The sequence below is a fragment of the Herbaspirillum sp. WGmk3 genome, from assembly GCF_023952535.1.
Classification (GTDB): Bacteria; Pseudomonadota; Gammaproteobacteria; order Burkholderiales; family Burkholderiaceae_D; genus Herbaspirillum; species Herbaspirillum huttiense.
In genome coordinates this window covers 299,757-316,009 of sequence record NZ_JAKYWT010000002.1, presented here as the reverse complement: position 1 = coordinate 316,009, position 16,253 = coordinate 299,757, and the positions used below count along the sequence as shown (strand labels likewise).

Below are 16,253 nucleotides of genomic sequence, written 5' to 3'. Positions count from 1 at the left end.
CGAGGTATATTCTGCACATATGCATTCGCATGCAAGCCTGCACTTGAACCTATGGCACGCCGATGGTCCGCTTAGCCCGTTTAGTCCGATTTTCTGCCCTGCTCATCGCCGCCTTGTGGGCGTTGCCAGCTGCAGCCCAGTCCTCATCGTCCACCCCGGCCGCCACCAGCCAGGCACGTCAGGCGCTCTCGCTGGGCAGCACGCCCTACACCATGGCGGTCTATGCCAACGCCGATCTGAACGATCTCCCCAGCCATGTGGAACGCGCCGTCATCATCGTGCACGGGGTCAAGCGCAATGCGGTTGACTACTTTGCCCTCGGTCAACACCTGCTGCAGCAGGCAGCGTTGACTTCAGGCAATACACTGCTGCTGGCACCCAACTTCATGGCCCGCAAGGATGCCGGTCTCTTGCCGGGGATGCCGATCTGGGCCGGCAACGGCTGGATGCAAGGAGCAGCCTCCATTCGAGGCGTCACGGGGATCAGCAGCTTCGCGGCACTGGATGACCTGGTGCGCTGGCTGGCAGAGCCCCGGCGCTTTCCCGACCTGCGCGAGATCGTCCTGATCGGCCATTCCGCCGGGGCCCAGCTGATGCAGCGCTACGCCTTGCTCAATCCGGTCGCGGAGACCTTGCAATCCGCCGGGATTCAGGTGCGCTACATCATTTCCAGTCCTTCGTCCTATCTCTACGTGAGCCCGGAACGTCCGCAGGCAGGCGCATTCGCGGTACCGGCAGCGGCGTCCTGCCCGCATTACGACCACTACCGTTACGGTCTCGTCGAGCCTCCCGCTTACCTGGTGCAGCAGCATCTGGAGGCGCGCCAGCTATGGGCGCGCTATGCGGCTCGTGACGTGCGCTATCTGGTGGGTGGGCGCGATGTCGATCCGCAGCATCGCTTCCTCGACCGCTCCTGCGGCGCAGCGCTGCAGGGACCGACGCGGCTGGCGCGGCAACTGGCGTACCGGGACTATGAACAGTTTCTGGCCGGGCAATGGCAGATCCCGATACACCATCCGCAGCAGGTAATTCCGGACGCGGGCCACGGGGCGCCGCGCTTGTATCGTTCTCCGCTGGCGCCGGGCCTGATCTTTGCACAGCCCGCGCAGGAGCCTCCGGCTCAGCACTAGGCTTCCGGGGGCAACGCATCTCGCAGATTGCATGGGAACAGGCCCTGAAGCACTGGCAGAGAACCCGGAGAGACGGCACAATGCCGGCAGCCCAAGCCCGACAACGAGAACACAATGACGGCCAGCCAAGACGACATTTTCTCCCTGGAAAACTTCGAGTACCTCTGTTACGCGCGCCAGCAGGAACCTGCGGCACGGGAACTGGTGCGCCTGCTGCAACTGATCGACCGCCAGTATGGCCAACTGGCCGGCAAGTTTTCGCTGCAGGTCTCCCCGGCCGTAACCCAGGCAGAACTGGAACAGCACACGCTGACCCGCATCACCGGTGCCATCTCGGCCCTGCTGTCGGACCCCGGCTTTCACCTGAGCCCCAACGGCTTCGGTCAACTGATCCACTTCCAGCGCTGGCTGGCGGCCCTCTTCGGTGCCAGCCACTTCATCAATGCCGACCACATCCTGCGCTCGCTCAATTTCGGCGGGCCACAGGCCCAGGTGTTTGAGGTCAAGCCGCTGGACCTGGTGAAATTCTGTCTGCTGTATTCGCCCGAGTCGGAGTTGGCACTGGATGTGGAAGCCCTGTGGGCGCAAAACAAGCCGCTGGCCGCCGCCCTCTTCCTGGCGCTGATGTCACCGCGTTTTCTCGGCACGCCGGCAGCGCACTCCAAGCGTGAAGCGCTGCTGCAGTGGCTGCCTGACCGGCTGCCCGAGCTGGAATCGCTGGACGGCCTGCCAGTGGCCGTCCTGCATGATGTCTACATGCACTGCAGCTACGCCGACCTGCCGCAGCGCCATCGCATCAAGGGCGCAATCAACCAGCTGCTGCGCAGGAAGCTGGATGCCGAAGGGCTGGACGACCTCTCGCAGACCGGCGATGCACGCGTCAATGGCAAGCCGGTGATGCTGGTCTTGCTGGAATGGTTTTCGGGCGGGCATTCGATCTATCGCACCCACTCCAAGACCCTGGAAGCGGCGCGCCGTCATTTCCACGTGGTGGCCCTGGGCTACGCGGCCAATACCGACGAACTGGGCCGTGCCGTCTTCGATGAATTCATCACGCTGGCGCAGCCGGGCAATCTGATGGCCAGCCTGCAGACGCTGCGCGAGATTGCCACGGCGCGCCGGCCGCGGGTGTTCTACATGCCCAGCGTGGGCATGTTCCCCATCACCATGTTCGCCGCCAATCTGCGCGTGGCGCCCTTGCAGGTGGCGGCGCTCGGGCATCCTGCGACCACCTGCTCGCCGCGCATCGACTACATCAGCGTGGAAGAGGATTTCATCGGCGACCCGGCCTGCTTCAGCGAGCAACTGCTGCGCCTGCCTGCCGACGGACAACCCTACCGCCCCTCGGCCGTGCCCTTCATCGTGCCGCAATTGCAGCGGCGCAATCAGCCAGTGGTGAACGTGGCCGTGGCCGCCACCACCATGAAACTGAATCCGCGCTTCCTGATGGCCTGCCAGCGCATCGTGGAATTGTCGGCGCAAGTGCCGGACGGCGCGGCGCGGGAGGTGCGGCTGCATTTCCTGGTGGGGCAGGCACAAGGGCTGCTCTATCCGCAGCTGCAACGGCTGATCCTGCGCTACGTTCCAAACGCGCAGGTCTATCCGCACCAGCCTTACCAGCAGTATTTGTCGCTCTTCAACCAGTGCGACATGTTCCTGTCGCCCCTGCCCTTCGGCAATACGAATGGCATCATCGATGCATTCACGGTAGGACTGCCGGGCGTCTGCAAGACCGGGCCGGAGGTTTTCGAACACATCGATGAGGGGTTGTTCCGCCGTATTGGACTGCCCGACTGGACCATTGCCGCCACGCTGGACGACTACATCCTGGCGGCAGTCCGCATGGCGACCGACTATGCTGCGCGCAGTGCGCTGTATGCGTTGCTGGCCGATCCGCAAGCGCTGCAACGACTGTTCGAGGGACGGCCCGAATCGCTGGGCGATGCGCTGGCCGCACTGTGCGGCGAGGCAGCGGGCGACTGAGCCTCAGGCGGTGGCGAGGGGTGCCGCCTGCTGCGGCGGCAAGGCAGCCAGCGCGGGCAGGTCCAGGGCTGCGCGTCGTTGCTGGCAGGCGGGATTGGGTTGCCCGTCGGGCTCCCAGGGAGAGAATTCACGGCAGGTGCTGGGCCGCTGCGGGTAGATGCGGCATCCCACGCCCGGCTTGCCCAGCTCCCCGACCAGCGCGATGCAGCGGCCATGGCCGTTTTCCGTGCCTTTCATGCAGGCCAGCGTGTCGTTGACCTTGCTGGTGAGTTCCACCGGCACCACCCCGCCCAATCCATCGCTGAGTTCGCCGCAATAGAACGACACCCGGAAATGCGCGCAGCAGCCACCACAGGCAGTGCAAGGATTGTCGGGTGAATCGGCCATGTCGGTGAAGAGACGGTCTTCATCGACGATCCAGTGGACGGCGGTATTCTCACGCATGGAAACGACAGGAGAGACAAAACCGCCATGATACGACAGGCACAGCCTGTCACGCAGGCTGTGCCTCCTTACGCTCAGCTGCCTTTGCGTTCCTTGAAGGCCGGCACGAACATCTCATGCCACACCGCCGGCTTGGTCTTGATGGTGCCGGCTTTGCCCATGAAGATCACATATTGCATGATGTCCACCGGGGTGCTCGTGAACTCGGTACCCGGGTCCGCCAGCATCTGCTCCACTTCTTCCTGCGGCAGCTTCAGCTTGGAAACGCGCAGGAAGATCTCGGCTGCGCCCTTGCGGTTCTTGGCGATGTAGGCATTGGCCTCTTCCTGCGCGGCCATGAAAGCCTGGGTCAGTTTGGGATTCTTGTCGGTGAAGGACTTCAGTGCAAAGACCACGTCAATGGTGATGTGGCCCAGCACGTCGGTGGAATTCAACACACGGGTGATGCCCGGCGCCTTGGCTTCCTGATAGGAGAATGGCGGCGAGGTGAAGTGCGCCGTGATCTCGGTCTTGCCCGAGACCAGCGAAGCCATCGCTTCCGGGTGCGACAGGCTCACCGTCAGCGGATCCAGCTTCGCGTAGTTCTCGATGCCGAAGGTCTTGGCGGCCGCCATCTGCAACAGCACCGCCGACAGCGAAGTCTTGATGCCGGGAATGGCGATCTTGTCCTTGGGCGTAAAGTCTTTCAGCGACTTGACGTTGGGGTTGTTGGTGTTGAGCCAGAGCGGCGAAGTCGACAGTGCGCCCAGTCCCACCACTTCCGAACGCGGAATGCCATGCGCCTTGGACCACAGCGTCACGAAGCCCGGTGCGCCGGTGCCGGCGATGTCGAGGTTGCCGGCCAGCATGGCGTCATTGATGACGTTGCCGCCGTCGAGCAGCACCCACTTGGTCTTGACCTCGCCCAGGCCCATGGCCTTGGCGTGCTTTTCCACCAGGTTCTGGTCGCGGATCACCATCAGCGGCAGGTACAGCAGGCCATAGCCGTGCGAGATGCGCACTTCCTGCGCTTCGGCGCGGGCCGTGCCGGATACGGCGGACAGCGCCAGGGCGCTGGCGATCATGAGGCTGGTGAAGGTACGTCGTTGCATGCTTGTCTCCTGAAGGTCGTCAGTTTATCGGTCTTGTATGGATCGTTGCGTGTTGATGTACGGCTTGCGCGGACCTTGTATGGAGGCAAGGTCCGCAGCCCGGCAGCTCAGTGCTGCATGCCCCAGCGGCGGATGGTGCGCTTCTCGATCTGGGCGAAGATCAGGTTCTCCACCACGAGGCCGATGATGATCACGAAGAACAGGCCCGAGAAGACATTGGCCGTTTCCAGCTGGTTGCGGTTTTCGAAGATGTACCAGCCCAGGCCGCCCGCACCCGAGGACACGCCAAAGACCAGCTCGGCCGCGATCAGCGTACGCCAGGCGAAGGCCCAGCCCACCTTGAGGCCGGTCAGGATGCTGGGGAAAGCGGCCGGGATCAGGATCGATTTCACCAGCGAGAAGCGGCGCAATCCATAGTTCTGGCCGACCATGCGCAGCGTGTTGGACACCGCCCGGAAGCCGCCATGGGTATTGAGCGCCACCGCCCACAGCACCGAGTGCACCAGCACGAAGATGATGCTGCCGGTACCGAGACCGAACCAGATCAGCGCCAGCGGCAGCAGCGCAATGGCCGGCAGCGGATTGAACATCGAGGTCAGCGTCTCCAGCAGGTCATTGCCGATGCGCGAGCTGATGGCCACCGTCGTCAGCAGCCCGGCCAGCAGGATGCCCAGGCCATAGCCGACCAGCAGCGTCTGCATCGATACCGCCGCGCGCTGCAGCAGCACGCCGCTGCCGATGCCGGAGAGGAAGGCTTGCACCGTCTCGCTGAAGCTGGGGAAGAGCAAGGCATTGTCCAGCCAGCGGCCGTAGACTTCCCAGATCAGGGCCAGCACCAGCAGGATCACGGTCTTGCGCAGCCAGCCCATGCGGTACAGGGACTCGAAGGCCGACAGCGGCCGCTGCACTTCGGCAGTGGCATGGGGATTGGGGTCCACCAGGATTTCCGGGCGGACGAAGGGCAGATTGGTTTGCATGATGAAGTCTCCGGCGCGGCTCAGTGATGGGCGAACAGCATGTCGTTGATGCGGGTTTCCAGTTCGGCCTGGGCAGCGGTGCCCAGCTGGCCGGGATCGATGCTGTTGAGTTCGGCGCGGACCTGGCCCGGGTGCGGTGTCAGCAGCAGGATGCGGGTGCCCACGCGGATCGCTTCTTCGATCGAGTGCGTCACGAAGAGCACCGTGAACTGGGTGTCGTCCCAAAGGCGCAGCAGTTCATCCTGCATCTTGCGGCGGGTCAGTGCATCCAGCGCGGCGAAGGGTTCGTCCATCAACAGCACATCCGGCTCCATGGCCATGCCACGGGCAATCGAGACGCGCTGTTTCATGCCGCCGGAGAGCATGTGCGGATAGCTGTCGATGAACTTGGCCAGGCCGACCTTGCCGATGTAGTACTCGGCGCGCTCGGCGGCGGCCTTCCCTTGCAGGCGGCCACTGGCGTGCAGCGCGAACTCCACGTTCTGGCGCACCGTCTTCCAGGGCAGCAGCTGGTCGAATTCCTGGAACACCATCATGCGGTCCGGACCGGGCTCATGCACTTCCCGCCCCTTGAGACGGATCGCCCCCGAGGTCGGCTGCAGGTAGCCGCCGATGGCCTTCAGCAGCGTGGACTTGCCGCAGCCAGAGGGGCCCAGCAGGATGTAGCGGTCGCCCGGATGGACGTTGAAACTGACGTTCTGGGTAGCGGTGACCAGTGAATCGGTGGTCTTGTATTGCAGGGTGACGCGGTCGATTTCCAACAGCGGACGCGATGGGTCGAGGATAGCCGCAGCTTGGGCAGGGTCGCTCATGCCAGTCTCCAAATGATTTATAAGAATTATTGATGTTGGAACGGATGCTAGGCCGCCAAGCTGTAACGAATCTGACTAAATCCTGACGTCTTCTTTTCGTGAGTGGTTCGGACATACAATGACGACCTGCCCAAGCAGCGTCCAACAGCTGCGGCATCGAAAAACAACACTGGAGATCCCATGCGCATCCTGCTGGTCGAAGACACTGCTGACGTGGCCGAGGCCATCGTTTCCCACCTGGCCCGCATCGGCCACACCGTCGAATGGGAAAGCCACGGCGGCCACGCCGCGCGCCGCCTGGGCGAGGCCTTCGACCTGCTGATCCTGGACGTGATGCTGCCGCAGACCGATGGCTTCGCCCTGCTGGAGCAATTGCGCGCGCGCGGCCAGCACACGCCGGTGCTCATGCTCACCGCCTGCGGCGAAATCGAAGAGCGCGTGCGCGCACTCGACCTGGGCGCGGACGATTACCTGGTCAAGCCCTTCGACTTCCGCGAACTGGAGGCGCGCATCCGCGTGCTCCTGCGCCGGAGCGGCGGCGAATCGACCAACCTGCTGCACTGTGCCAACCTGTGCATCGACCGCAAGAGCCGCACCGCCACGCTGGACGGCCAGCCCATCGAGCTGACCCGGCGCGAGGTGACGCTGCTGGAAATCATTGCGGCAAGGCCGGGGCGCATCTTCAACAAGGATGAGTTGATGGATCGCCTCTTCACGGTCGACGACACGCCCAACGCCAACACGGTCGAGCAATACGTGGCGCGCCTGCGCAAGAAACTGGCCGCTGCCGCCTTCGAAATCCGCACCCTGCGCGGCCTCGGTTATCAGCTGGTGTTGCACGCCCCGGCGGCCGGTGAAGCTTCCGCGTCCACTCCTGCCGCTGCCCTGCACTGATGCTGGGCCGTTCGCCGCACGTCGTCGCCGGACGCTCGCTCTACACGCGGCTGGTGGTGCGCGTAGGCGCGGTGCTGCTGGTGAGCGCCGCCGTGCTGCTCATCGCCATCTGGATCTCGACCCAGCTGGCCGCGCGCCAGGCCTATGACCGCATCCTGGCCGGCAGTGCCTTGCAGATCGCCGAAAACACCTGGTACGACCATGGCGAGGTCAATGTCGATGTGCCGCTGGCGGCGCTGTCGATGCTGGGCACCGGGGACCATGCGATCTATGCGGTCTTCGATCCGCGTGGCCGGGTGATCGCAGGCGATGCCGAATTCCGTCCGGAGATTCCCTGGAACGAGCTGGAACAAGGCCCGCTGTTGCGCGACGGCGATTATCTGGGCACGCCGGTGCGCATGGCCATCATCGGGCGGCGCATGCCGGTCGACAGCGCCCATCCTTGGGCCGTGATCGTGCTGGCACAGACCAACAACGCGCGCATGTCCTTTGCGCAAAGCCTGGGCGGCAAGGCGCTGGTGGTGATCGTGGCCATGAGCGCCCTGACGATTTTGGCAGCGATGTTCACCCTGTACCAGGCACTGGCACCGCTCAAGCGCATCGAGGCGGCCATCCGTGAACGGGACCTGAACGATCTTTCACCCCTGTCGTTAACCGTGCCTGCCGAGACGCATGCGCTGGTGTCGGCCATCAATGCCTTCATGGAGAGGCTGGTGGTCCACCGCGCCACCATGCGCCGCGTGATCGGCGATGCCGCGCATCAATTGCGTACGCCCGTCACCGCCCTGGTGGCGCAGATGGAACTGCTGGCCACCGAGCCCAGCGAGGAGAAGCGCCAACGCCACTTGGCGCTGCTGCGCGAGCGCACGCGCCACCTGGGCGCGCTGGTGAACCAGCTCATCAATCACGCCATGGTCCAGCATCGCAATGACAGCCGCCTGCAGGAACGCATCGATCTGGCCGACCTGGTGCGCTCGCAGATGACGGAAGTGCTGTCCAATCGCGCGCGCACGCCGCACGACCTGGCGCTGGATGTGCCGCCCCTGCCCTGTTTGATCCAGGGCGATCCGATTGCGCTGGGCGAGGCCATCAAGAACATCCTCGACAACGCCCTGCAATACGGCGCGCCGGGGCTGTTGCACGTGCGGCTGGACAGCGATGGCCAGCGCCATCGCCTCAGCTTCATCGATGACGGACCAGGGATTGCGGCCGAGGATTGGGAGAGATTGCGCAAGCCCTTCGCCCCGCGCGGAGAGAACCGCATGGGGGCGAGCCTGGGCTTGTCCATCGTGGAAGAAGTCATGCGCGCGCATGCGGGCGAGATGCGCTTTGCTTACCTGCCCGACGGGCATTTTGCGGTCCTGCTGGATTTCCCGGCCTGGCAGGAGCCGGCCTGAGGCGCTGAGCGCGAATCAGCGCCCTATTTCCATTCCAGGATCGCATTGCGGCGATCCAGCCAATGTACCTTCACACTGCCGGGTGTCACCTTGCGTGCCGCGCAGGCGCTGGCCGCGAGCGCGAAGGAGGCATCGTAGTAACGTCCGCTGGCCGACGAGCGCAACGGCGTCTGCGGCGCATTGCGGGCAATCCAGTCAGCCGCATTGGTGCGCAGGAAGATCATGCAAGCGCTGCCACTGGTCTCGGCTACCTGGCAGGCGCAGCTGTTGCCGGAGGTGGTGATGGGTTCGCTCAGCTGCGGGTTGCGATTCAGCGCATCCGGCACCGGGACAGGGACCGGTACCGGAACGGGCACCCCCTGCTGCGGACCGTAATGGCCACCCAGATCGCGGGTGGTGACCTGGGCCGTGGCCGGCAGGAGCAGCACGCCCAACAGCAGCGGCAGGCATCGGATCATGTTCATGGGCGGTCTCTCCTTGCTGGTATCGGGTCGGTTCAGGCGCGGGCGCGCAGGCGATACAGGCTGGTGGTTTCCTTGCTGCGCGCGGCATGCAGCGGATCATCGCGATCAATTGCCTTGCCATGGCGCGGCTTGATGTCGTGCCGTGCCACCACTTCCAGACCCGCCTGGGCAATCGCCTCGGCCAGCATGCCGGGTGCGCGCAAACCCAGGTGTTCAGCGAAGTCGGAGAGAATCAGCCAGCCTTCGCCCTGCGGGGTCAGGTGATCGGACAGTCCCTTCAGGAAGCCCAGCAGCATGCGGCTGTCCGGATCGTAGACCGCGTGTTCAATCGGTGAACTGGGACGCGCCGGCAGCCAGGGCGGATTGCAGACGATCAGCGGTGCGCGGCCTGAGGGGAACAGGTCGGCCTCCTGCAATTCGACCTGCGGCAAGACCCCCAGCCCTTGCAGGTTCTCGCGTGCGCAGGCCAGCGCGCGCGGGTCCATGTCGGTGGCGATGATCTTGCGCACGCCGCGCCGGGCCAGCACGGCCGAGAGCACGCCGCTGCCCACGCCGATATCGAAGGCCAGTTCGGTCGAGGGCAGCGGGGCCTTGGCCACCAGGTCCACGTACTCGCCACGCACCGGCGAGAAGACGCCATACCACGGATGGATGCGGCTATCCAGTGCGCCGATCTCGACGCCCTTCTTGCGCCACTCATGCGCACCGATCAGGCCCTGCAGCTCGCGCAGCGAGACCGCAAAGGATGTGCCCTGCAGCGTCGGCGCATAGGCTTCGCGGCAGGCGGCCTGCACGTCGGGCGCTCGGCGCAGCGGCACCACGAAGCCCGGATCGACCGGAATGAGCAGCATGCCCAGAATGCGCGCGCGCTGCGCCTGCATCTGGCGATGATGATGGAAGGCTTGCGCCGGGCTCTCGGCGGTGGCCGCTTTGAATTTGCTCTTGGCCTGGGCGCGCTCGCGGGCGCGGTCCACACGTCGGCCCAGGGCTTGCAGCAGCTGGCGTGCATTCTGGAAGTCGCCGCGCCAGAGCAGGCCGGTACCCTCACAGGCCAGCTTGTAGGCGGCATCGGCGGCCATCTGGTCGTCCGCCTCGACGACGCGCTTGGGGGGCGGATTGCCGGCCTCGGAATGCCAGCGCAGTTGCTGTGAAGTGGCACCGGTGGTCCAGGTGATGAAAGCGGGAATGTCGTCGTGTGAGGTCATGAATCAGGGGATCAGCGAGCGCGGCACAGGAAGCGCCGCGCAAAAACAGCCGCCAGTGTAACAAAGCATGGCCTGTACTCGGCGCTGCCGGAACTTGTGCCTGGCAACCGTACCCAAACAGAAGAACTTGATGCCGGGCAAACCCCGGCGCCTTTTTTTGCCGGCCCGGGCGCGATGCGCCTATGATGGAGCCGGTCCATCACCGAAGGAGAATCCATGAGCGAGCCCATGCAAACCCCAGCGTTTGACCACCAGCGCCTGCTGGACATGGTCGGCCAATTCGAGGCGGAATTGCAGAAACTGCCCGCTGGCAGCACCGAAGCCGACCAGCTGCGCGAAGACATCGCCCGTCTGCGCCAGCACCTGAGCGAACCGCAGCCGCATGCGGGCCAAGTCGGCGATACCTGGCACTCCCTGCGCCGCGCCGCCGACAGCCTGGAAAACCAGGTGCTCAAAGACAGCCCCTACATCACCGAGATGGGGCGCATCATCGGGCTGATCTGATTGGCCTGCGCATGAACGGCTGCAACGGCCGATAAAAAACCGCCTGTCGCAGCAATGCCGCAGGCGGTTTTTGGTTGTCGAGCTTCAGGCGCTGATCAATGCGCCGGCAGCGGAATCCATTCAGTCTCACCGGGAATATCCGGGAACACGTTCTTGTCACGGCTATTCCACGCCAGCTTGGCCGCTTCGATCTTCTCGCGCGAGGTCGCCACGAAATTCCACCACACGAAGCGCGGACCATCCAGCGGTGCGCCGCCCAGGATCATGAACACCGTTTCTCCCACGGCCTTGAGCGCCACTGCCGCACCCGGTGCCAGAATGGCCAGGGTACCCGGCTCCATGCGCTCGCCGTCCAGCGTCACGTCACCACGGACCACGTAGACCGCGCGTTCCTGTACGTCGGCGGCAATCTCCAGCTCGGCCCCTTGCGTGGTGCTGCCCGCCACATACAGCGTCGGGCTGGCCGTGGCCACCGGCGAGCTCACGCCGAAAGCCGACCCCGCCAGCACGTGCAGACGCGCACCGCCGATTTGCGCCTCAGGCATGTCTTCCGAGGCGTAATGACGGAACAGCGGGTCGCTGTCTTCCTGCTCGGCCGGCAGGGCCACCCACATCTGGAGGCCATGCACAGGCACTTTCTGCTCGCGGATATCGTCGGGGATACGCTCCGAGTGGACGATGCCGCGTCCCGAAGCCATCCAGTTGACCGCCCCCGGGGTGATACGCTGGACCACGCCCAGGCTGTCCCGATGCATCATGGCCCCCGAAAACAGGTAAGTCACGGTGGCCAGGCCGATGTGGGGATGCGGACGGACATCGCCTTCGGTGGTGCCGGCATCGAATTCCACCGGCCCCATATGATCGAAAAAGACGAAGGGACCGACCGTGCGTGCAGCCGCCGCCGGCAGCAGTCGCCGCACCGGAAAACCGATGTCGCGAGTCAGGCCGTGGATCTGGTGAAGAATGTTGCTCATGGTGCTCTCCTGTGGCGGCGGGCGCACTTGGCTGCCCGCCGCTGGGGTTCGGATGAATCAAGGGTTCAGAAACGACCGGCGCGGAAATCGTCGATGGCGGCTTCCACCTGTTCGCGGGTATTCATCACGAACGGGCCCCACTGGGCAATCGGTTCATTCAAGGGCTTGCCGGCAATCAGCAGGAAGCGGCTGGCCTGCTCGGCCCGCACCGTCACACCGGCGGCACCCGCCACGTTGGACAGCACGGCCATGCGACCAGCCTCGGCGGCACGGGTCTCGCTGCCTGCCGCACCCACGGCCAGCTTGCCTTCATAGACGTAGAGGAAAGCATTGTGCGTGGCCGGGATCGGCAGATCCAGCGTCACGCCGGATTCCAGCTTCAGGTCCAGATACAGCGGCTCGGTGGTCTCGCGGCTGATGGCGCCAGCCACGCCAAAGGCGGTCCCGGCCAAGACGCGGACCTTCACGCCCGCTTGCGGCTCGGTCTCGGGGATACCTGCCGAGGGGATATCCTGGTAGCCGGGATCGGTCATCTTGTCCTTGCCCGCCAGGTTCACCCACAGCTGGAAGCCGCTCATGAGGCCGTTTTCCTGTTCCGGCAACTCCGAGTGCACCAGGCCACGGCCGGCCGTCATCCATTGCATGCCGCCCGGTTCCAGCAAGCCTTCGTTACCGGCATTGTCGCGGTGGCGCATGCGGCCGGCCAGCATGTAGGTCACGGTTTCGAAGCCGCGGTGCGGGTGGTCGGGGAAACCGGCCAGGTAATCGCTGGGCTCGTCCGAGTGGAAGGCATCCAGCATCAGGAACGGGTCCAGGCGGCGCTGCAGGTCGTGGGTCAGCACGCGGGTGAGGCTCACGCCGGCGCCATCCTGGGTAGGGATGCCGTTGACCAGGCGTTCGATTTGACGGGTGTAGGGGGTGCTCATGCTTGTCTCTCCTGAAGAGGCCCGCACGTCGTGGGCGCGGGCCGGTGAATCATGGTCGATGGTTGGAACGGGCGGCCATCAGGCTCAACGGCTTTCTTCCGGCTGGGCTTGCGGGTCGATCGAGGACACCAGCAACAGTGCACCGATCAGGGCCACGTTCTTGAGGAAGTGAATCATCTGGCCTTGGGCGGCAGCGCCTTCGAGCGTCCAGAAATGATGGGCCGACAGGGTTGCGCCGACGGTGAAGAGCGCAATCACCAGCGACACCGGACGCACGCCGCGGCCGGTCATCAGCAGCAAGCCGCCGCCGACTTCGACCAGGATGGTGACCAGCACGGCCAGGGTCGGTACCGGCAGGCCCAGGCTGCCGAAGTAGCCGACCGTGCCGGCAAAGCCGACGATCTTGAAAATGCCCGAAATGACGAACAAGGAAGCCAGCAGGACGCGGCCAATACGGAAAGTGGTGAAGTTGGTAATCATGGTAAGCCTCTCTGATGTTGGGTGAACGACGATGTTTGAATTGTGATGCCGTGTTGCCTTGAATCTTGTTGTTGCCTGACGCCAATCTCTGACCGGCTCTCGCGCTGTGGTCTGCCCGGTGAGGCATTCGCTGCAGCCAGTGACGACAGAATAGGCAAGTTCGCCTTCGGCTAAAACTGATTATCTTTTTATAATCATGATCTAAATTTTAGATATAGTTGGCACTTTCTTATTTCATCGTAGCTTGAGGGCCTTATGAATATTGAGCGTCTGTCGCTGGATCAGTTGCGGGTTTTCGTGCAGGTGGCCGACAGCGGCAGCTTCCTGGCCGCCGCGCGCAAGCTGTCGCGGGCGCAGTCGGCCGTCAGCTATGCCATCGCCACGCTGGAAGACCAGCTGGGCGTGCTGCTGTTCGACCGCAGCGGCTACCGGCCACAGCTGACCAGTCCCGGCGTGGCCCTGCTGGCTGATGCCCGCCAGGTGCTGGATCACGTGGATTCGCTGCAGGTGCGGGCCAATTCCTATGCGCGCGGGCAGGAGCTGGAAGTCTCGCTGGCGGTGGATGTGTTCTTTCCTACCGATTGTCTGGTGGACCTCCTGCAGCGCTTTCGCGTGGCCTTCCCGGCGGTGACCGTACGACTGGAGGTGGAAGCACTGGGGGCGGTGGCCGAGCGCGTCATTGACGGACGCTCCATGCTGGGCATCCTGGGGACACTGCCGACCACGCCGCCCAACCTGCTGCGCATCACGCTGCCCAGCGTGCAACTGGTGGCGGTGGTATCACCGGACCATCCGCTGGCCAAGGTAAAGGGAAGGATTTCCGAAAAGCTCCTGCAGCAGCAAACCCAGCTGGTGCTGTCCGACCGCAGCGAACTCACTGCGCGTCAGGATTTCTCGGTGCACTCGCGGCTGACCTGGCGCATGAGTGATCTCGGCACCAAGCACGCCCTGCTGCGTGCCGGCATGGGCTGGGGCAACATGCCGCTGCACGTGGTCAAGAATGACCTGGACCGCGGCCGGCTGGTCAGCATCAGCACCATCCACCATCCGCCGCAAGGAGCGGAACTGCCGATCCAGTGTGTTTACAAACCGGACCATCCGGCTGGCCCGGCCCTGTCGTGGTGGCTGGATTCGCTGGCAGCATTGACTGCATTGACGGCGCTGTCGCCAGACGACCCGACACAGCCATGATTACAAGCCAAAGCTGATAATGTTGGTTTATCGTATTTAAACGATAAATACTAAATACAAGACATTTCTTATATTGTAATTTTATCGTTTTTGCCCTATATTTTCCTCAACAGCCGCGCAGCCTGGCCATCCGCCATGCGCACCGTTGCGGCTGCATTCCTTGTCTTGAAGAAAGCTCCATGGCCAACGATTTTCCCATCAGCCTCTCCATCCAGTTGCGCGAGCATCTGCGTGCCTTGCGCAAGCAGCGGCACATGACCCAGGCGCAACTGGGCGAGCGCATCGGCATCAGCCAGGCGCGCATTGCCGAGATCGAAGCCAATCCGGGTGCCGTGAGCGTGGAGCAGATGCTGTTGCTCCTGTCGACACTGGGGGCCGGTCTCAAGCTGCATGTTCACGCGGCAGACAAGCCGGTCCATGCGGTCGGGGAAGATGGAGCTGTCTACATCCCCTCACGCAAACAGGGCTCCTGGTAATGCTGCATGCCTGGATGAACGGTGAGCTGGTCGGTACCTGGAGCGTGGAACGCCAGGTGCATCGCTTCCGCTACGCGCCCACGTGGGTGCGCTCGTCGCATTTCCGTCCATTGTCGCTGTCCCTGCCGCTGACCGCCTCGGGCGAGCTGCGCGGCGACAGCGTGCGCAACTATTTCGACAACCTGCTCCCGGACAACGCCGATATTCGCGAACGGCTGCGGCAACGCTATCGCCTGCCCTCCACCGAAGTCTTCGACCTCTTGCAGGCCCTGGGACGCGACTGCGTCGGCGCGCTGCAACTGCTGCCACCGGACCAGGAACCGCAAGGCTGGCGCAGCATCCACTGCGAGCGTCTGGATGAGGCGATGCTCGAACAACTGCTGTATGCCCTGCCCTTGTCTTCCCCCCCGGCCAGCGCCCAGGAAGATGCGCTGCGCATCTCGATCGCAGGTGCACAGGAAAAGACCGCTCTGACCTGGCATCGCGGCAAGTGGTGCCGTCCTCTCGGTGCCACGCCGACCACCCACATCATCAAGCTGCCGCTGGGCCTGATCGGCGGCGTGATGCAGCGGGTCGATGCGGGCGACTCGGTCTACAACGAATGGCTGTGCTCCCGCATCCTGGCAGCGATGGGTCTGCCGGTGGCCCCGGCGCGGGTGGAACATTTCGGGCGTCATACGGTGCTGGCGGTGGAGCGTTTCGACCGCCTCAGGATGAAGGAGGGCTGGATCGCCCGCCTGCCGCAGGAGGATTTCTGCCAGGCCTTCGGCCTGCCACCGACGATGAAGTATGAAAGCCAGGGCGGTCCCGGCCTGAACCAGTGCCTGGGCCTGCTCAATGCCAGCAGCCAGGGCGGCGACAAGACGTATTTCCTGCTGGCGCAACTGGCCTTCTTCCTGCTGGCGGCCACCGACGGCCATGCCAAGAATTTCTCGCTGCACCTGCATGCGGGCGGCCGTTACGAGATGACGCCGCTGTACGACGTGCTGTCGATGTGGCCCTACTTCGGCAAAGGGCCGAACCAGTTCCGCGCCCGGCAGGCCGGTCCTGCCATGCTGCTGCGCGGACGCAATCCGCATCGCCACTTCCATACCATCGAAGCCCGCCACTGGCGGCAGCTGGCCTTGCAGCACGGCGGTGAACCAGTGTGGCAGGCGATGCTGGCGCTGGTGCAAGGCGCCGAGCATGCCCTGGCGGTGGCCGAAGGCGAACTGCCGGACGACTTCCCTGCACGCACCTGGGAGCGCATCCGCGAGGGAGTCCGACACCACCAGGAACGTTTCCTGCGCGGTGTGGGGCAGTAGA

17 protein-coding genes are annotated in these 16,253 nt (G+C 64.2%); 8 read left to right on the top strand and 9 right to left on the bottom strand.

The features are described 5' to 3' along the window. Positions 1 to 62: 62 nt before the first annotated feature. Positions 63 to 1,130, top strand: a complete 1,068-nt coding sequence (locus MKD49_RS07515; RefSeq protein WP_252695931.1) for an alpha/beta fold hydrolase — start codon at positions 63 to 65, stop codon at positions 1,128 to 1,130. Positions 1,131 to 1,244: 114 nt separating this feature from the next. Then, positions 1,245 to 3,113 (top strand): peptide transporter, encoded by a 1,869-nt coding sequence (locus MKD49_RS07510; protein ID WP_252695930.1) that lies wholly within the window; start codon positions 1,245 to 1,247, stop codon positions 3,111 to 3,113. A gap of 3 nt (positions 3,114 to 3,116) precedes the next feature. On the opposite strand, the gene MKD49_RS07505 is transcribed toward MKD49_RS07510, so the two are convergent. From MKD49_RS07505 to MKD49_RS07490, 4 genes are all read right to left on the bottom strand, one after another. Next, positions 3,117 to 3,557, bottom strand: a complete 441-nt coding sequence (locus MKD49_RS07505; RefSeq protein WP_252695929.1) for a YkgJ family cysteine cluster protein — start codon at positions 3,555 to 3,557, stop codon at positions 3,117 to 3,119. Positions 3,558 to 3,631: 74 nt separating this feature from the next. After that, entirely contained in the window at positions 3,632 to 4,648 is a 1,017-nt protein-coding gene (locus MKD49_RS07500) for an ABC transporter substrate-binding protein (RefSeq protein WP_252695928.1), read from the bottom strand. A 107-nt stretch (positions 4,649 to 4,755) separates the two neighbouring features. After that, positions 4,756 to 5,625: an ABC transporter permease gene (locus MKD49_RS07495; RefSeq protein ID WP_034335868.1), complete on the bottom strand. Its 870-nt coding sequence runs from the start codon at positions 5,623 to 5,625 to the stop codon at positions 4,756 to 4,758. A 20-nt stretch (positions 5,626 to 5,645) separates the two neighbouring features. Then, positions 5,646 to 6,437, bottom strand: a complete 792-nt coding sequence (locus MKD49_RS07490; protein ID WP_134136471.1) for an ABC transporter ATP-binding protein — start codon at positions 6,435 to 6,437, stop codon at positions 5,646 to 5,648. Positions 6,438 to 6,617: 180 nt separating this feature from the next. Here MKD49_RS07490 and MKD49_RS07485 point away from each other — a divergent pair, with 180 nt between their 5' ends. Both MKD49_RS07485 and MKD49_RS07480 read left to right on the top strand, forming a co-directional pair. Then, on the top strand, positions 6,618 to 7,331 hold the full coding sequence (locus tag MKD49_RS07485; RefSeq protein ID WP_134136473.1) for a response regulator transcription factor: 714 nt from the start codon (positions 6,618 to 6,620) through the stop codon (positions 7,329 to 7,331). Next, positions 7,331 to 8,728: a sensor histidine kinase gene (locus MKD49_RS07480; RefSeq protein WP_121045628.1), complete on the top strand. Its 1,398-nt coding sequence runs from the start codon at positions 7,331 to 7,333 to the stop codon at positions 8,726 to 8,728. The genes MKD49_RS07485 and MKD49_RS07480 overlap by 1 nt, the downstream gene beginning before the upstream one ends. Before the next feature lie 23 nt (positions 8,729 to 8,751). On the opposite strand, the gene MKD49_RS07475 is transcribed toward MKD49_RS07480, so the two are convergent. Beyond that, entirely contained in the window at positions 8,752 to 9,192 is a 441-nt protein-coding gene (locus tag MKD49_RS07475) for a hypothetical protein (RefSeq protein ID WP_034335881.1), read from the bottom strand. Positions 9,193 to 9,224: 32 nt separating this feature from the next. Then, positions 9,225 to 10,397 carry a class I SAM-dependent methyltransferase gene (locus MKD49_RS07470; RefSeq protein WP_252695927.1) on the bottom strand — a complete coding sequence of 391 codons (1,173 nt, stop codon included), beginning with the start codon at positions 10,395 to 10,397 and terminating at the stop codon, positions 9,225 to 9,227. 216 nt (positions 10,398 to 10,613) lie between these two features. On the opposite strand from MKD49_RS07470, the gene MKD49_RS07465 reads away from it, so the two are divergent. Beyond that, positions 10,614 to 10,901 (top strand): hypothetical protein, encoded by a 288-nt coding sequence (locus tag MKD49_RS07465; protein WP_034335895.1) that lies wholly within the window; start codon positions 10,614 to 10,616, stop codon positions 10,899 to 10,901. A 95-nt stretch (positions 10,902 to 10,996) separates the two neighbouring features. On the opposite strand, the gene MKD49_RS07460 is transcribed toward MKD49_RS07465, so the two are convergent. The 3 genes from MKD49_RS07460 to MKD49_RS07450 form a co-directional block, all read right to left on the bottom strand. Beyond that, a complete protein-coding gene (locus tag MKD49_RS07460) occupies positions 10,997 to 11,875 on the bottom strand; it encodes a pirin family protein (RefSeq protein ID WP_252695926.1) in 879 nt (292 codons plus the stop codon). A 65-nt stretch (positions 11,876 to 11,940) separates the two neighbouring features. Then, positions 11,941 to 12,801 (bottom strand): pirin family protein, encoded by an 861-nt coding sequence (locus MKD49_RS07455; protein WP_134136477.1) that lies wholly within the window; start codon positions 12,799 to 12,801, stop codon positions 11,941 to 11,943. An 84-nt stretch (positions 12,802 to 12,885) separates the two neighbouring features. Further along, a complete protein-coding gene (locus MKD49_RS07450) occupies positions 12,886 to 13,281 on the bottom strand; it encodes a DoxX family protein (protein ID WP_121045636.1) in 396 nt (131 codons plus the stop codon). A gap of 255 nt (positions 13,282 to 13,536) precedes the next feature. Between MKD49_RS07450 and MKD49_RS07445 the strand changes: the two genes are divergently transcribed. The 3 genes from MKD49_RS07445 (at position 13,537) to MKD49_RS07435 (ending at position 16,252) form a co-directional block, all read left to right on the top strand. Next, entirely contained in the window at positions 13,537 to 14,472 is a 936-nt protein-coding gene (locus MKD49_RS07445; RefSeq protein ID WP_121045637.1) for a LysR family transcriptional regulator, read from the top strand. Positions 14,473 to 14,651: 179 nt separating this feature from the next. Then, positions 14,652 to 14,948 (top strand): helix-turn-helix transcriptional regulator, encoded by a 297-nt coding sequence (locus tag MKD49_RS07440; RefSeq protein WP_121045638.1) that lies wholly within the window; start codon positions 14,652 to 14,654, stop codon positions 14,946 to 14,948. Next, positions 14,948 to 16,252: a HipA domain-containing protein gene (locus MKD49_RS07435; RefSeq protein ID WP_252695925.1), complete on the top strand. Its 1,305-nt coding sequence runs from the start codon at positions 14,948 to 14,950 to the stop codon at positions 16,250 to 16,252. Before MKD49_RS07440 ends, MKD49_RS07435 begins: the two co-directional genes overlap by 1 nt. The last annotated feature ends 1 nt before the right edge of the window (position 16,253 follow it).

Excerpts from the sequence above, each read along its gene's own strand:
- MKD49_RS07515 (WP_252695931.1), top strand. The coding sequence starts at position 63 with ATGGTCCGCTTAGCCCGTTTAGTCCGATTTTCTGCCCTGCTCATCGCC.
- MKD49_RS07510 (WP_252695930.1), top strand. The coding sequence starts at position 1,245 with ATGACGGCCAGCCAAGACGACATTTTCTCCCTGGAAAACTTCGAGTAC.
- MKD49_RS07505 (WP_252695929.1), bottom strand. The coding sequence starts at position 3,557 with ATGCGTGAGAATACCGCCGTCCACTGGATCGTCGATGAAGACCGTCTC.
- MKD49_RS07500 (WP_252695928.1), bottom strand. The coding sequence starts at position 4,648 with ATGCAACGACGTACCTTCACCAGCCTCATGATCGCCAGCGCCCTGGCG.
- MKD49_RS07495 (WP_034335868.1), bottom strand. The coding sequence starts at position 5,625 with ATGCAAACCAATCTGCCCTTCGTCCGCCCGGAAATCCTGGTGGACCCC.
- MKD49_RS07490 (WP_134136471.1), bottom strand. The coding sequence starts at position 6,437 with ATGAGCGACCCTGCCCAAGCTGCGGCTATCCTCGACCCATCGCGTCCG.
- MKD49_RS07485 (WP_134136473.1), top strand. The coding sequence starts at position 6,618 with ATGCGCATCCTGCTGGTCGAAGACACTGCTGACGTGGCCGAGGCCATC.
- MKD49_RS07480 (WP_121045628.1), top strand. The coding sequence starts at position 7,331 with ATGCTGGGCCGTTCGCCGCACGTCGTCGCCGGACGCTCGCTCTACACG.
- MKD49_RS07475 (WP_034335881.1), bottom strand. The coding sequence starts at position 9,192 with ATGAACATGATCCGATGCCTGCCGCTGCTGTTGGGCGTGCTGCTCCTG.
- MKD49_RS07470 (WP_252695927.1), bottom strand. The coding sequence starts at position 10,397 with ATGACCTCACACGACGACATTCCCGCTTTCATCACCTGGACCACCGGT.
- MKD49_RS07465 (WP_034335895.1), top strand. The coding sequence starts at position 10,614 with ATGAGCGAGCCCATGCAAACCCCAGCGTTTGACCACCAGCGCCTGCTG.
- MKD49_RS07460 (WP_252695926.1), bottom strand. The coding sequence starts at position 11,875 with ATGAGCAACATTCTTCACCAGATCCACGGCCTGACTCGCGACATCGGT.
- MKD49_RS07455 (WP_134136477.1), bottom strand. The coding sequence starts at position 12,801 with ATGAGCACCCCCTACACCCGTCAAATCGAACGCCTGGTCAACGGCATC.
- MKD49_RS07450 (WP_121045636.1), bottom strand. The coding sequence starts at position 13,281 with ATGATTACCAACTTCACCACTTTCCGTATTGGCCGCGTCCTGCTGGCT.
- MKD49_RS07445 (WP_121045637.1), top strand. The coding sequence starts at position 13,537 with ATGAATATTGAGCGTCTGTCGCTGGATCAGTTGCGGGTTTTCGTGCAG.
- MKD49_RS07440 (WP_121045638.1), top strand. The coding sequence starts at position 14,652 with ATGGCCAACGATTTTCCCATCAGCCTCTCCATCCAGTTGCGCGAGCAT.
- MKD49_RS07435 (WP_252695925.1), top strand. The coding sequence starts at position 14,948 with ATGCTGCATGCCTGGATGAACGGTGAGCTGGTCGGTACCTGGAGCGTG.